Consider the following 16,352-nt stretch of genomic DNA (forward strand, 5'->3'; position numbering starts at 1 on the left):
CTTTCGTATCAACATCTCTGTGTTATAAAGGTAAAGATATTTCGAACGTTGTTCCTTTATCCTTTTCACTACTAACCTTAACCGTCCCGTTCAGTTTTTTAATAATATCGTGAACATAATTTAAACCCAGGCCAAAGCCTTTAACATCATGTAAATTACCGGTTGGCACCCGATAAAACTGATCAAAAATCCTTTTTGACTGCTCTTTGGTCATGCCAATGCCTTTATCCGCTATTTCGATAACTAAATTCTTACCGGCATTACGGGTAGTAATGGTAATCTCAGGGGTATCACGACTGTATTTGTTCGCATTATCAATCAGGTTATAAATGACGTTAGATAAGTGAAGCTCATCACCATATACAACAGCATTTTCTGCGTCGGTATGCACATTAATTACGGCATTCCTTTTCTGTAGCTGCAACTCCATGCTATCCAATACAATCACAATCAAGTCGTTTACGTCTACTTCTGTATTCTCCATTTTAAGCTCTCCCTTCTCTAAGCGGGCAATGCTTAAAACACGCTCAATATGGCTTCCCAGGCGAACATTCTCGTCATAAATGATCCCGGCCAAACGTTTCAACCGTGCCTTATCTTCTGTCACTTCCGGATCTTTTAAGGCCTCACTGGCAATCATAATCGTTGCTACAGGCGTTTTAAACTCATGCGTCATGTTATTAATGAAATCCGTTTTCATTTCCGACAGTTTCTTCTGCTTCAAAATAGCATAAAGGGTATAAGAAAAGATGAAAACCAGCACCAACAACAAACCAATTGACGATGCAAGCGTAGCACTCAAATTAGCGATAATAGCTGAATTTTTGTTTGGAAAACTGACGACTAGCATGCCGGGATCGCGAAAAATATCATTTCCGAACAAAGGCGTTTTATACGTATTTTCCGGCAAAAACGCTCCTTTAACATGAGATGCCATCATAAAAATGGTCGAATCTTTCCGGGCAAGCGAAATCCGGTAAGAAGGCACTAACGTAATGTTATTGGCTAAGAGTTCCTGTTTTAATAGACGGCCCAAAGCGCTAAAATTAATGCGTTTATAAATAGGCACATTGGTTTCCTGCATTTCTTTGGATACATCCTCAACTACACTTGAACGGGTATACGAGAAAGTATCCTTACCTAGCGCTGCAATTTTAAGCGCCAATTTTTTACGTTCAATTTCATCCTCACGTTGAAATTTTTTCTGTAAATCGTTCGGAATTTTTGGAACGTTTGCAAAACCCGGGCTACCATCCCTCGGATCAAAAACCAGATATCTCAATGTATCAGGTAAACTCTGCAGACTTTTAAACTCAAATGTTTTGGGTGGTGCGGTAAAAGGTTTGGTACGCATACTATAACCTTTCAAGATCAGGCTCTTAATGTCAATGATGGCATCCATCTGCAAATCCAGTTTGTCGCCGTTTTCCGAACTTAATGAGGTATATTCCCGTTCAGAAATTACATTTGGCGCACGATAAGATACCCGGATAATACTGTCCTGTTGGTTCAGGTAGCTCTCAATCTGGTTTTCGCGCTCCGCCTGCCGCAGTTCTGCTTCCTGCGCATACTGTTGCCGTAAATCCTTAATATCCAGTGCACGCTGTCTGGAGTCCTGCAACTGCTTTAACTTATTTTCAGCGTCTTTGCGGTTTAAGTGGTCAGCAACATTTCTACGCTGTAGTTTATTTACAACCGACGTTAATGTTTGATTTACCTGTTCATCAAAAAGCTGTGATTTGAGTTTATACGATTCCCGTATGTAATACAATTGCATTACGAATACCCCAAGCAGCGCAACCGTCATTAAAACCGTAATTAGCCAAAAACTTCTTTTCTTCATAAACCAGATCGGTTTTTAAAAACAAAAAACCGGGCATAATCTTCTTAAATTTAAACAGATATCAAAAATACTGATTAGTGGAGCGAAGTGTTTGTTTTTAACATATTTTAACAGCGGGGAAGACTTCCGATGTCTATCCGGCATGGGGCATATAAACTTCGGAAGCCTGACGGGTCAAAAAAAATGCCGAAGCTAAGCCTCGGCATGGTTCAAAATTGTTTGCTTAAAAAAGAATCTTTATTTAGAAAGGCAAATCATCATCTTCTCCTGGCGCATTGCTTACATCAACCGGAGCTGCATAAGCTGGCGTAGCTGCCGGAGCGCCTGCAGCAACTGCATTGATACGCCAAATAACCAAGCTGTTAAAATATGATGTTTTACCCATTTTATCTGTCCAGGGACGACCACGTAAATTAAAGAAAACCTCAACCTCATCGCCTGCTTTAAATGTATCTAATAATGCAGTTTTATCTTGTAAAGCCTCAAAACGGATATATTCTGGGTATGTTGGATTTTCTGCGTATTCTACTATTAAATCACGTTTTTTAAACGTTTCACTTATCTGTTGCGTGGCACCTACTTCGTGTACTTTTCCTTTAATTTCCATAACTAATACTACTTAATGTACTATAAACATCAAATCTCTATAATTTTATTGATAACTTCGCATATATTATGATGCAAGTTTTCCACAATAAAAGCAAGGTAATTATTACCTGCAATAAGCGCCTTTCGCCCTACTTACAAGAAGAAGTTACGGCTTTAGGCTACACCATTGAGCGGTCTTTTGCTACCGGCGTTGAACTCAATATCACCCTTACAGAGTGTATTAAACTAAATCTGAACCTGCGCTGCGCCAGCCAGATTCTATATGCCATAAAAAATTTCAAAGCTGTTACTCCAGATGATCTCTATAATGAAATTGCAGCCATTGAATGGGAAGAACTGATTGATTTTTCGGGTTATTTCTCCGTAACCTCAAATGTTGATAACCCAAATATTACTACACCACTTTTTGCAAACCTAAAGGTTAAGGACGCAATTGTAGACCGCATGAAAGCGAAAAAGGGCATTCGTCCGAACTCAGGATCAGACGCCAATAAAACGGTTGTGCATTTATATTGGAAAGATGCTGATGCTGATGTTTTTATGGATACATCTGGCGAAACCCTTGCCAAACACGGTTATCGGAAAATACCAGGGAAAGCCCCGATGTTAGAGGCACTGGCTGCCGGAGTTATTTTAGCAACTAAATGGGATAAAAAATCAGCATTTATCAACCCCATGTGCGGATCAGGTACCTTAGCTATTGAAGCCGCTCTTTTAGCCACCAACCGCGCTCCTGGTTTATACCGCATGAATTATGGCTTTATGCACATATTGGGTTATGATGAGGAAGTTTTTTTTGCTGAACGCAGAATCCTAAAAGATCAGGTAATTAAAAGCGTTGATTTCAAAATTGTAGCTTCCGATTTGTCGGAAGATGCAGTAGAAGTAACGCGCAGAAATGCAAAAACAGCAGGTGTTGATACATTAATTGAATTTCAGGTTTGCGATTTTGAATTAACGCCTGTTCCTGAAGATGGTAAAGGTGTTGTGATTTTTAACCCCGAATATGGTGAACGTTTAGGTGTGCACAGTAAGTTGGAACTGACCTATAAACGGATGGGTGATTTTATGAAGACAAAATGTAAGGGCTACGCTGGTTATATTTTCACCGGAAATCCTGATCTTGCAAAAAAAATTGGGTTAAAAGCGGCTAAAAAAATTGAATTTTATAACGGTAAATTAGATTGCCGTTTATTAGAATATGAATTATATGAAGGATCTCGCAGGGCGCCATTAACCGATGCATAGCCTTTTTACTGGAAATTAATATATTACGCTTTGTTACGTATCAACGCAGAAATTTGACAAGTATGGAATTTGATGACATGGATCATATGCCCGAATGGGAACATTTTAGCCGATTTGGCCGGGACGATGAGGCGGATGAAAGCCTTTCAAGCGATGATGCTGAAAAGGTTAGGTTGAAAGTGACCAGGGCAAAAAGCCTGTACAATCAGGCCAGAGCCCTTTACAAATATGCTGCCCTTTTCTGCGAAACACTTGAGGGAGAAATGGCGGAAATGACTGCTAACCTGATTATGCAAAATGCCATGATGTTATGCCCCAAAATTGTTGGTGCAGAAGGTGCAGACATGTATATTTTGAGGATGGAAAATGCCTCTATCATCAGAACCAACTGCCGTGAACTGGAAACCCAGGTAAGAGCTGCAGACATGTTTGAAATATGTACCCCGGAATATAAAGACATCGTTTTAGACGAAATTGAAAAATTTCGTCTACTTTTTATAGAGTGGGTTAAATATTTTGAAAAAGATGAGTTTGAAGATGACTGGGGCCTATATTAGTCCTTCATGAAAACTTAATCTTTATTTTTCCTTAATTTGTTGACCGCTTCTCACCTCATATCTTTTATTATCATACTGCTTCCATCCGGCTTCTGCAATTTCAAGAAGACTAACTTTTACAAAATCTAACCCCTGGCTAAAGTAAACACCAAACATTTTACGCCTGACTTTGTTACCCATATAATTCATCCCCTTTACGTGTAATTCTTAAATGCGCTAAAAGTTATGCTCTTAAAATCTATAGGAGTAAAACTTTCGTACATAAGTAAAAATATTAAAAATTTATCCGATTTATGGAAGATGTATTAGCTTTAAAAACAAGGAATGTTGCGGGGAATATTAGAAAAATTAGAGAATACAGAGATTACACTCAAGATTATCTGGCAGCGAAACTAAAAATATCCCAAAATGCTTACAGCAAAATTGAGCTCGGTTATAGCAAATTAACTATCGATCGTTTATTTCAGATTGCAGCCATTTTGGAAGTTGATGTAGCACACTTATTGACCTTAAACCACGGTGACTTGATAAAAATCATTGCTGATGACGAGAAAAGAACAGCAAGCTAAACTGTTGCTGTTGATATCATTTCTTGTGCCCTGCATATAATTCCAATACCTTTGGAGCAAAATTTCAACTATGCAGGTCTCCATTCAAAAAACCATCGACTTTGTAAAAAAAACATTGGCCAATGCCGAAGCAGGTCACGATTGGTTTCATATTGAGCGTGTTTTTAAAACTGCGCAAACCATTAATCAACAGGAAAATGGCGATGAACTTGTAGTTTGTTTCGCCGCCTTACTGCATGATATTGCTGATCCTAAATTCAATAATGGTGATGAGGAACTTGGACCGAACATGGCTGCATCATTCCTGTCATCGATTGATATTGATGCTGATATAATTGCGCATGTTAAACTAATTATCCAGAACATGTCGTTCAAAAATAGTTTTGATGGTGCAGGTTTTACTTCAAGAGAATTGCAAATTGTACAGGATGCAGACCGTTTAGATGCCATAGGGGCTATCGGTATCGCCAGGGCTTTTACCTATGGAGGATTTAAAAACAGAGTGCTTTACGACCCTGCAATTTTACCGGAAAAACACCTCAATAAGGAAAGCTATAAAAATACAACCGCACCAACCATTAACCACTTTTATGAAAAACTGCTTTTATTAAAAGATCTGATGAACACCGGAGCAGGAAAAGCAATGGCAACAGAAAGACACGATTTTATGCTACTTTACCTGGAACACTTTTACAAAGAATGGGAAGGTAAATAACCTTAACTGCATGCGATTATTCCCTATTCGAATGGATTAACTAATTTATTTACTAATATTTTTAGTTATTTAGACTATCTTTGTTAGTAAAATATATCCCTATGTTTGATCGTATCCGTGAAAAATTAAATATTCTTGCCGACGCTGCTAAATATGATGTTTCCTGTTCATCAAGCGGCGGCACGAGAAAAAATGACAGCAAAGGACTCGGAGACAGCCACAGTTCGGGCATTTGCCATACCTACACAGAAGATGGCAGATGTGTTTCGCTATTAAAAATCCTGCTCACTAACCACTGCATTTACGATTGTTTATTTTGCGTTTCACGTAAAAGTAATGATATAAAGCGTGCGGCTTTTACCGTAGATGAAGTGGTGGAACTGACTATGAATTTTTATCGCCGCAACTATATAGAAGGCTTGTTTTTAAGTTCAGGGATTTTTAAAAATGCCGATTTTACCATGGAACGACTGCTTTTAGTGGTAAAAAAGTTACGTTTAGAGCAAAATTATAATGGTTACATCCATTTAAAAACCATTCCCGGCGCCAGCGATGAATTAATTAAAGAAGCGGGTTTGTATGCCGACCGGATGAGCATCAATCTGGAAATGCCTACCGAAGCCGGGCTAAAACTTCTGGCCCCTGAAAAAAACCATGCAGACGTAATTAAACCACTCGACTTTGTGCAAAAACAGATCTCCCAGTTTTCAGCAGATAAAAAACTGATCAAACATATCCCAAAATTTGTACCTGCAGGGCAAAGCACCCAAATGGTGATTGGCGCCACACCGGAAAGTGATAAAGACATTATGTACACCGCTAATGCCTTTTACAAAAACTTTTCTTTAAAACGGGTATACTATTCCGGTTATGTACCCATCAGCAACGATACCAGAATGCCTATATTGGGTACCCAACCACCGTTGTTACGGGAAAACCGTTTGTATCAAACCGATTGGCTAATGCGTTTTTACGGGTTTAAAGTACAGGAAATTTTAAACGATGCCAATCCTAACCTTGATATTGATATTGATCCAAAATTAAGCTGGGCAATCAGAAACATGCAACATTTTCCGGTGGATATCAACACCGCTGATTATAAAATGATACTGCGGGTCCCTGGAATCGGCGTAATGTCGGCAAAGAAAATTGTACAGGCGCGTAAATTTGGTAAACTCAGGATTGATCAGCTCAGGAAAATAGGTATAGCCTACAATAAAGCCAAACATTTTATTGTTTGCTCTGATAGTCCTTATCAGTTAAAAGATTATCAAGGTACGCAGATCAAGGCTTTTATTCTGGCCGAAAGCAAAAGTAAATATCTAAAAACCGATAGCAACCAGATGATTTTGTTTTAATTGCACTGTCCGCTCAGGGAGATGCACCAGGCCCAACTTGATCGGGAACACGGAGTGATCCTGAATGCCTTTGAAACAAGGGAATACTTATCAATAATCTTAAAGCTATTGCTGCACTAATATTCCCGCTTGCGCTGGAATGACGACTGATGTAAAACCTGTAAATAAAATATGACCTACATTTTTGATGGTTCGCTACAAGGACTTTTAACAGCCGTTTTTGAATGGTTTGAACGCAAACCAGGCAAAGTAATGCTCAAATCCACCGAAATGTTCCAGCCGGAAGCTTTTGCAGAAAGTTTTATGGTAATTACCGATGGAGCCAAGGCCGACCGTGTTTGGGCCGGACTTCAGAAAAAATTAAAGAAAGACTGGCTCCGCAAATTTTATTGCAGCTATCTATCCGAAATTCCCGAAGCTTACAATCATCTTTTTCAATTTTCAATTTACATTTTTAACCATGCTTCAGGTGCAGAAAGCAATTATGGAAACGAGCATATCATTGCCCTTTCTAAATATGCTAAAAGCGTAGAACGGGAAAAACACCGGATGGAGGCCTTTATCCGCTTTCAGAAAACCGGAGACGGGATATTTTATGCAGGTATCGACCCTGATTTTAATGTGCTACCTTTAATATCCAATCATTTTAAGAACCGGTATGCCGACCAGCAATGGGTCATTTATGATTTAAAACGGAAATATGGTTTGCATTATAATTTAACCTCGGTTGAAGAAATTACGATCAGCTTTACCAATGGAATAAACAAACAGAGTCCGGCATCAATTTTAATGGACGATAGCGAAGCTTTGTATGCAACGCTCTGGAAAGATTATTTCAAAAGCGCCAATATTGTAGCCCGTAAAAATACTAAACTTCATATTCAGCACGTGCCCAAAAGGTATTGGAAATATTTAACTGAAAAGGAACTATAGATAGGATTCCACTATGATTAATCCGATTTACGCAATGCGTGATCTCCGGCCTCATTGAACAAACAGATTAGCTGAAAGCCGTAACAAACTGCCATGCTGACACACCCACAAACCATTAGCATGAAAAGATTGACAGTTTGGTGAAAATTTGTCCCTGAAAATCACTTGGCATAAAAAGTGTTAATTGTATGCATAGTTAAAAATTCAAATCAAAATAAAAAATAATAAAAGTTATGGCGTTAAACCTTAAACCAATTGCTGGCAGTTCGAACAGAGTAATCGTTGAACCGGCCGCAGCTGAAGAAAAAACTGCATCAGGTTTGTATATCCCTGATACTGCAAAAGAAAAACCATCTAAAGGAACTGTAGTTTCTGTTTCTGAAGAAGATTCTGAAGGTAAAAAAGCGAGCGTAAAAGTTGGCGATGTTGTAATTTATGGTAAATATGGTGGTACAGAGTTCCCTTATGAAGGTAAAGATTACCTGATCATGCGCGAAACTGATATTTACGCTGTTGTTGGGTAGATCAACTGAAATGTTGTAACGTTAAATGTTACAATGTTGTATAAATCGGATGGATTGAAACATTTCAACCTTCCAACATTAAAACTTTAAAAACAAAATTTAAAATGTCTAAACAAGTAAAATATAACGTAGAAGCACGCGACGCCCTGAAGAGAGGTGTTGATATTCTTGCAAATGCAGTAAAAGTAACCTTAGGTCCAAAAGGACGTAACGTAATTATCGATAAAAAATTCGGATCACCAGCAATTACCAAAGATGGTGTTACGGTAGCGAAAGAAATCGAATTAAAAGATGCGGTTGAGAACATGGGGGCTCAAATGGTTAAAGAAGTAGCATCTAAAACAGCTGATATTGCGGGTGATGGTACTACTACAGCAACTGTATTGGCTCAGGCAATTATTACTACTGGTATTAAAAACGTAGCCGCCGGTGCAAACCCAATGGATTTAAAACGTGGTATCGATAAAGCCGTTGCTGCTGTTGTAGAAAACTTAAAAACACAGTCACAAACAGTTGGCGAAGACAATAACAAGATCAAACAGGTTGCGTCTATTTCTGCTAACAATGATGAAGTAATCGGTGCTTTAATTGCTGAAGCAATGGGTAAAGTTGGTAAAGACGGTGTAATCACCGTTGAAGAAGCAAAAGGTACTGAAACTGAAGTTAAAACAGTAGAAGGTATGCAGTTTGACAGAGGTTACTTATCTCCATACTTTGTTACCAATGCAGATAAAATGGAAGCTGAATTAGACAGTCCTTACATTTTAATCTACGATAAAAAAATCAGCAACATGAAAGAATTGTTGCCGGTTTTAGAAAAAACTGTTCAAACAGGTAAACCATTAGTAATCATTTCAGAAGATTTAGATGGAGAAGCTTTAGCTACATTGGTAGTAAACAAAATCCGTGGGTCATTAAAAGTTGTGGCTGTTAAAGCTCCAGGATTTGGCGACAGAAGAAAAGCAATGTTGGAAGACATCGCGATCTTAACCGGAGGTACTGTTATTTCTGAAGAAAGAGGTTACAAATTAGAAAATGCTGATTTAACTTACTTAGGTTCTGCAGAAAAAGTTGTTGTTGATAAAGACAATACGACTGTAATTAACGGTTCAGGCAACACAGACGATATTAAAGCACGTGTTAACCAGATTAAAGCGCAAATCGAAACCACTACATCTGACTACGATAAAGAAAAATTACAGGAGCGTTTAGCTAAATTAGCTGGCGGTGTTGCAGTACTTTATGTTGGTGCAGCCAGTGAGGTTGAAATGAAAGAGAAAAAAGATCGTGTTGATGATGCTTTACATGCAACCCGTGCGGCTGTAGAAGAAGGTATTGTTGCAGGTGGTGGTGTAGCTTTCATCCGCGCCGTAGCTTCTATTGCTGATTTAAAAGGTGTTAACGAAGACGAAAACACAGGTATTCAGATTATCCGCCGTGCTATTGAAGAACCATTACGTCAAATTTGCGAAAACGCAGGTATTGAAGGTTCAATCGTAGTACAAAAAGTTAAGGAAGGTACTGCTGATTTTGGTTATAATGCACGTACCGGTGCTTATGAAAACTTAATTGGCGCTGGTGTTATCGACCCAACCAAAGTAAGCCGTGTAGCTTTAGAAAATGCAGCATCAATTGCAGCCATGTTATTAACCACAGAAGTTGTTTTGGCAGATGAACCTGAAGAAGGTGGTGCGCCAATGCCTCCAATGGGCGGCGGCGGCATGGGTGGTATGATGTAATACCATTCTATCGCAGCAAAATAATTTCGTGTAAAAAAACCCTCAGGTAATTATACCTTGAGGGTTTTTTTTATGCCTTATTATATCATAAAGAAGCTTTATCACTCCTTCACCTACAGGTTTAGTATTTTTGGTGTAAAATTTTGGCGATGTAAGCCAAAAACTACGTACTTTAAAGCGAATATTTATTGATGTGTCTTAGGCCTAGTACTCATTTCTGATATTGATAAAATCAGGTAATTAATGAATCCCCCCGGAACGCAATAAAAATCAATCCTTATTATTAAATGTCTATGAAGATTCGTTGTAAAAGGAAGTGGTTTTCTTTTGTCCTATTTTTTTGGACATTTTTACTCACGTCGAACGTTTTAGCTCAGGTAAGCATTGGCCTGGTAGATCCGGGACCATATACCCCAGGCAGCACCATTGCTGTTCCATTTAAAGTACCAACAAGCTGCATATCACAAGGCAATCAGTTCCAGCTCTACCTATCAGATCAGAATGGAAATTTCGCTACAGAAACCCTTATAGGCAATTACGCAGGCTTTTACAGCACTTACATAAACGGATTACTTCCTAACAGCCTAACACCGGGTACAGGTTACCGGGTTCGGGTAAAAACAACCATCCCTGCTACGGTAAGTGTGCAATCTTCGCCTTTTGAAGTGAAGGCGGGGGCAGCTGTAGAAGCAAAATTAACCTCTACACTATTAAATGAGAATGTGAATAATGAGACATTCGGAAACTGTACCAGCAGAGCGAATAATACTTTTTCCCTCAACAATGAATCTACTGCAAACACTTCGGTAACCGCAACAGTTACCGACGAAATGACTGGCTCTACATCAGCTACTATTTCTTTTGCTACACCTTTACAATCTTTTACCGCTCAGCAATCACATTATACCATTTATACAAAAGCGGTAATGCCCGATGGAACGGTTGCTACAAAGGCTTATCTTTTGATCAATAACAAAGCGATTACGGCTTTTGCCAACTCAGGGAATAATGTATTATGCCTTCCATCAGCTACTTTTAAATTTAACGTTGATGTAACTTCTGCCTCGGGTATACAAAACAACTACCCGGGTGATATTTATACAATTGCATGGGGAGATCAAACTACTACAACGTATACGCTCTGCGAAATCATTAACAATAACGGCTTAGTTGAACACCTTTACAAACGCTCCTCATGCGGCAGTGTCTCCAGCTCCAGCTCGGGAACAATTTATAATGCTTTTGATGTATCCATTAAGGTGTCAAACGCATTTTGTCCAACGATGGGTACACCAGTTTCTTCTTCGGCCAAAGTAGTAACAAAACCAGTAAACTCCTTCACCTTCACTAGCCCGGGTTGTACCAATGCAAATATTGTATTTACCAATACATCTGTTTTGGGCGAAAATCCAAACACCAATACCGCAGCCTGCGCACCGAATAATGTTACCTATAACTGGTATGTAGATGGTGTACTTAAAGCGGCAGACAGACCAAAATCATTCAACTTTCAATATGTTTTTTCCAGTCATGGTGAGCATGTTATCCGATTGGAGTCAAAGAATATCACCGGTGAATGCGACGCCGATCCTGTAGAAATGAAAATCTGCATCCAAGATCCGCCAAAGCCCGATTTCAGTTTGCCATCAAATACAATTTGTGCCGGAACAACGTTAAAAGCAACCGATCTTTCTGTTTTCGATAATATCTGCGATGCCGCTAACACATATTCCTGGTCTGTAAGTCCAGCTGTAGATTTCGTAGGAGGCACAAGTGCAGCAAGCAAAGAACCTATATTCAGCTTTCCTACGGCAGGGACATATTCCATCACCTTAAGCACCGCTACTCCATCATGCGGACTAATTACCAGCCCGCCACAAACTGTTGTAGTAAACGAAAGTCCAAAGGCTACACTTTCGCCCGATATTACGCTCTGCAACCTGGCCACTTACGATTTTAACAATACCACCACGGGACCCACGCAAACTTTACTTACAGGTAGTACACAAGATCTACCCGATACTTATACCTGGACAGTTGTTCCCTCGGGAGCTGGAAATTATAGCTTTACAGGTGGTACAACTGCCAATTCAAAGTATCCATCGATAAAATTTGACAGCTATGATACCTATACCGTAAAAGTCGTTCATAAAAATAACTGCGGAACAGCCGAAGATACCCAGGTATTAACTTTCAGTACCGCTCCTATAGTTGATGCCGGCCCAGATCAAAACATCTGCTTTAATGATCCAGCCTTTACTTTAAGCGGCACCATAAACGGAACTACAACCACACAAACATGGATTGGGGGTGAAGGTCAATTTAATCCAGGTAGAAACGACCTGAATGCAACCTACACCCCTACTGCTGCCGAAAAAGCAGCTGGTATGGTTACCTTAACATTAAGAGTTACCACCGCATTGGCTGCTCCGTGCAATCAGATCGATGATGAGATCATCTTAAAAATCAAACCAGATATCAGCTTAACAAGTAGTGCAAGCAAAACCATTTGTACAGGGAATAGTGTGGCTTATACCCCAACCTCCGCAGTTCCAGGTGTTACCTATACCTGGACGGCCACAGGAACAGCATCTGCCACAGGCTACACGACTACAACCGGAACAGGTGATATTAATGATGTATTGACTAATAATGATATCAATGCAGATGCCAACGTTACCTATACCATCACACCTCATTTGGACGGATGCAATGGCACACCATTTTCACTGCTCGTTGTAATTAAACCAAATCCTATTGCAACCGCAACGGCAGCGAAATCAACAATTTGTAATGGCACTTCATCTGCCATCACTTTATCAGCAAATCTAGCAGACATTAATTATACCTATACCAGTACAGTGACAGGTGCAATAACGGGTAATAGCGATAGAGCGGCAGCATCGGCAGACAACCAGATTAATGATATTTTAACCAATTCGGGTACCACATCAGGTACAGTAACTTATACCATCAGCCCAATATCTACAAACGGCTGTCCCGGCACACCTACAACCATTACCATTACTGTTTTACCAAATGCAACACTAGCCAATGCAGGCCCGGATGAAGCGGTATGCAATGCCACATCTTACGCCTTAAAAGGAAACAGTCCTGTAGTGGGAACAGGTAAATGGACCGTGGTTTCTGCGCCAACAACTGTAACATTCGCTGATGACACGCAGCATAATACAACAATCTCGGGATTACAGGCTGGAAACAGCTATACTTTAAAATGGACCATAAGCGATACCAATTGCTCCACATCAAGCGATGATGTACAGATTACCGTAAATCCAATCAGTGTTGGTGGCACAACAACAGGCGATGTAAATGTGTGTGCGGGTGCAAACGGTGGAAATATCAATTTAAACGGGCATGTTGGCAACATTATCCGCTGGGAAAGCTCCATAGATAATGGGACAAACTGGTCTACCATTACTTCAAATGCAAATCCCTATGTATTTTCTAACCTTTCCACTACTACGCAGTATCGTGCGGTAGTACAAAGTGGAAGTTGTGCAGAAGCCGTATCAACGGTAACTACCATCACGGTTAATCCTGGCACAGTTGCAGCGAACGCTGGCTCAGACCAAAGCTTGTGCAGTGGCAATGGCATCACATTAAACGGCAACGATCCTTTACCTAACAGCGGAATGTGGACAATGGTTTCAGCACAAACTGGTGTCACCATCATTGAGCCTACACTTAGAAATACCGCTGTTACTGGCCTTGTACCTGGTCAGACCTATACTTTCAGATGGACCATTACTGGTTTTGGTGGTTGCCCTCCTTCTACCGATGATGTAGTCATCACTTATTATTCGCCGGTTACCAATAATATTTCCGCAACCGGCTCTCCGGTTTGTGCCGAACAAACCATCACCATTACTGGCGATAAACCAACCGGAGGTACAGGAACATTTGCCTACCAATGGCAAAGCAGTGCCGATGGCAATACATGGACCAACATCCCATCGGCTATTAATAAGGACTTAACCACAACGGCCACAGTTTCTACCTATTTCAGGAGATTGGTTAACAGCACCATTTGTACTTCGATCAGCAATTCGGTACAGGTTACCGTTTTGCCAGGGCTAACCAACAATACCATTTCTGCCGATCAAAATATTTGTGTAGGCACAGCTGCTGCAACTTTAACAGGCTCTACACCCAGCGGCGGTAGCGGAACTTACACCTATCAATGGCAATCAAGCCTAAATGGAACTGCCTGGAGCGATGTACTGGGCGCTAACAGTATAAACTTTACACCGCCAACACCGACAGTGAGCATTTATTATCGCCGATCGGTAGCCAGTGGGGTTTGCAGCAACATTTTAAGCAACCAAATTAAGATAACGGTAAACCCAAATGCAAAAGCCGAAATAACCTACAATACTAAAACAGGTTGTGCTCCTTTTAAACTCGACGCTAACAATATTGCTGCAACCTTATATCCTGATAGAAACAGTACCTATACCTGGTTTGCAAATAATGTACAAATCGGAGTAGGGTCAACATTTCCAGGTTATACCATTGCAAATGGCAACGAAAGTGTGACCATAAAACTTGTTGTTACCAGTAGCCTGGGTTGTACTTCAGATGAAAAAAGCGAGGTATTCAGCACTTTTCCTGTTGTTACCCCAGCGTTTACACAAAGCGTAACAGAAGATTGCGGACCTCTTAGCGTTACTTTTACCAACACCACCACTCCGCTTAATAGTGCCACCTATGCCTGGGATTTTGGTAATGGACAATCTTCTAACCTCGCGCAACCTGAAGCAATAACTTTTCTGGCTGACCCAACCGGGAAAGATAAAACCTATAAAATTACGCTAACCACAACCTTACCATGCGGTCCGGCTGTGGTTACATCCGCAACGGTTATTGTACATGCTAAACCTGTTGCCATATTCTCGCCTGATAAAACAAGAGGATGCGCTGATCTCCTTGTTACCTTTGTAAATAACAGCCCGGAAAGTGTAGGCACAACATATACCTACGATTTCGGTGATGGCACTTCGTCAGGCCCCCTAACAGATAGAAGAACAATAAGCCATACCTTCAAAACGCTTGTAGTAAAAGATTTTACGGTAACCATGACCGCTAAAAGCAGTTGCGGCGAGGCAAATGCAATCCCAGTAATCATCAGGGTTTCACCGAATGATATCACTCCAGGACTCGTAGTAAACGGTAACGAGAAGGTTGGTTGCGTACCATTTACCGTTAACTTCATCAATAATACACGGGGCGCAAGCAATTTTACCTATACATTTACGAATGACGATACGGGCGAAATCAGCACAGCGTATTCCAATACTACAGGTGTTTTTCCAAAAACTTTCGACAAGCCCGGGAAATACACCATTAGATTAGATGCAGAAAACGACTGCTCAAAAAGCTCAATAAGCGAAACCGTTACAATCCTACCACAACCAACTGCTGGTTTTATGGCCGATAAAACAATTAGCTGTTCTAATCTTACCGTTAAATTTAAAAATACCAGTGTTGGCGCAGTTGCCTATGTATGGGATTTTGGTGATGGTTCGCCAACTTCAACAGATTTTGAGCCTCAACACACTTACACGGGCTCAGGCGTAAACTATAAAGTTACCCTTACCGCAATAAACAGCCAGCGATGCCAAAACACATTAAGCTTGGCTGATTATATTCAGCTTGTAGCTCCTCCTGTTGCTACATTCGCAGTGGTTCCAGGCAATGAACTTTCCGCTCCAAACTATAGCTTTGGCTTTAAAGATACCAGTACAGGAGCGGTAAGCTGGGAATGGTCTTTTGGCGATGGAACTACATCTACCTTGCAAAACCCTAACCATACTTATGCGAACGAGGGTACTTATACTGTAACCTTAAAAGTATTAAATAAGGAAAACTGCTCGGCTAATACATTTCAATCAGTAAGGATTATTAGTGTACCTGGCAACTTAAGTATTCCCAACTCTTTTATGCCGGCGAGCGCTAAAAATGAAATTAAAACCTTTATGGCCAAAGGTCGCGGCATTAAAGAATGGAACATGTCTATTTTCAACAAATGGGGCAAGTTAATCTGGGAAACCAGCAAACTGGATGACGGCGCTCCTGTAGAAGGTTGGGATGGAACTTATAAAGGCCAGGATCAGCCGCAGGGTATTTATTACTGGAAAGTTGACGTAAAATTTATTAATGGAAGCGATTGGAGAGGCATAAGCCACGATTCATCTCCTCCGAAAAAAACAGGTGTAATATATTTAATCAGATAG

Annotated in this window: 12 protein-coding genes; 9 read left to right on the forward strand and 3 right to left on the reverse strand. The window is 40.3% G+C overall.

Annotated features, from left to right (window positions below; translation table 11 throughout):
- Positions 1-22: 22 nt before the first annotated feature.
- Both DV942_RS12500 and DV942_RS12505 read right to left on the reverse strand, forming a co-directional pair.
- A complete protein-coding gene (locus DV942_RS12500) occupies positions 23-1,843 on the reverse strand; it encodes a sensor histidine kinase (RefSeq protein WP_145857938.1) in 1,821 nt (606 codons plus the stop codon).
- A 241-nt stretch (positions 1,844-2,084) separates the two neighbouring features.
- The gene (locus DV942_RS12505) at positions 2,085-2,450 is read right to left on the reverse strand and encodes a DUF3127 domain-containing protein (protein ID WP_145857940.1); all 366 of its coding nucleotides are present in this window, start codon (positions 2,448-2,450) and stop codon (positions 2,085-2,087) included.
- A gap of 71 nt (positions 2,451-2,521) precedes the next feature.
- Here DV942_RS12505 and DV942_RS12510 point away from each other — a divergent pair, with 71 nt between their 5' ends.
- Together DV942_RS12510 and DV942_RS12515 are read left to right on the forward strand one after the other, a co-directional pair.
- Positions 2,522-3,700, forward strand: a complete 1,179-nt coding sequence (locus tag DV942_RS12510; protein ID WP_145861729.1) for a THUMP domain-containing class I SAM-dependent RNA methyltransferase — start codon at positions 2,522-2,524, stop codon at positions 3,698-3,700.
- A gap of 62 nt (positions 3,701-3,762) precedes the next feature.
- Complete coding sequence (locus DV942_RS12515; RefSeq protein WP_090983565.1) at positions 3,763-4,257, forward strand: hypothetical protein; 495 nt, start codon at positions 3,763-3,765, stop codon at positions 4,255-4,257.
- Between the two features lie 21 nt (positions 4,258-4,278).
- Here the strand turns inward: DV942_RS12515 and DV942_RS23485 are convergent, their stop codons facing one another.
- Positions 4,279-4,437, reverse strand: a complete 159-nt coding sequence (locus DV942_RS23485) for a hypothetical protein (RefSeq protein WP_186462301.1) — start codon at positions 4,435-4,437, stop codon at positions 4,279-4,281.
- A gap of 113 nt (positions 4,438-4,550) precedes the next feature.
- On the opposite strand from DV942_RS23485, the gene DV942_RS12520 reads away from it, so the two are divergent.
- The 7 genes from DV942_RS12520 to DV942_RS12550 all read left to right on the forward strand — a co-directional run bounded on the left by DV942_RS12520 (position 4,551) and on the right by DV942_RS12550 (position 16,352).
- Positions 4,551-4,826, forward strand: a complete 276-nt coding sequence (locus DV942_RS12520; protein ID WP_090983563.1) for a helix-turn-helix domain-containing protein — start codon at positions 4,551-4,553, stop codon at positions 4,824-4,826.
- 70 nt (positions 4,827-4,896) lie between these two features.
- A complete protein-coding gene (locus DV942_RS12525; protein ID WP_090983561.1) occupies positions 4,897-5,541 on the forward strand; it encodes an HD domain-containing protein in 645 nt (214 codons plus the stop codon).
- A gap of 101 nt (positions 5,542-5,642) precedes the next feature.
- Positions 5,643-6,899 carry a putative DNA modification/repair radical SAM protein gene (locus DV942_RS12530; RefSeq protein WP_145857942.1) on the forward strand — a complete coding sequence of 419 codons (1,257 nt, stop codon included), beginning with the start codon at positions 5,643-5,645 and terminating at the stop codon, positions 6,897-6,899.
- A 171-nt stretch (positions 6,900-7,070) separates the two neighbouring features.
- A complete protein-coding gene (locus DV942_RS12535; RefSeq protein WP_145857945.1) occupies positions 7,071-7,832 on the forward strand; it encodes a TIGR03915 family putative DNA repair protein in 762 nt (253 codons plus the stop codon).
- 233 nt (positions 7,833-8,065) lie between these two features.
- A complete protein-coding gene (locus DV942_RS12540; RefSeq protein ID WP_025141798.1) occupies positions 8,066-8,356 on the forward strand; it encodes a co-chaperone GroES in 291 nt (96 codons plus the stop codon).
- Positions 8,357-8,460: 104 nt separating this feature from the next.
- On the forward strand, positions 8,461-10,095 hold the full coding sequence (groL, locus tag DV942_RS12545) for a chaperonin GroEL (protein WP_090983555.1): 1,635 nt from the start codon (positions 8,461-8,463) through the stop codon (positions 10,093-10,095).
- 293 nt (positions 10,096-10,388) lie between these two features.
- Complete coding sequence (locus DV942_RS12550) at positions 10,389-16,352, forward strand: PKD domain-containing protein (protein ID WP_186462302.1); 5,964 nt, start codon at positions 10,389-10,391, stop codon at positions 16,350-16,352.

This window comes from Pedobacter suwonensis (assembly GCF_007833675.1).
Taxonomy (GTDB): domain Bacteria; phylum Bacteroidota; class Bacteroidia; order Sphingobacteriales; family Sphingobacteriaceae; genus Pedobacter; species Pedobacter suwonensis.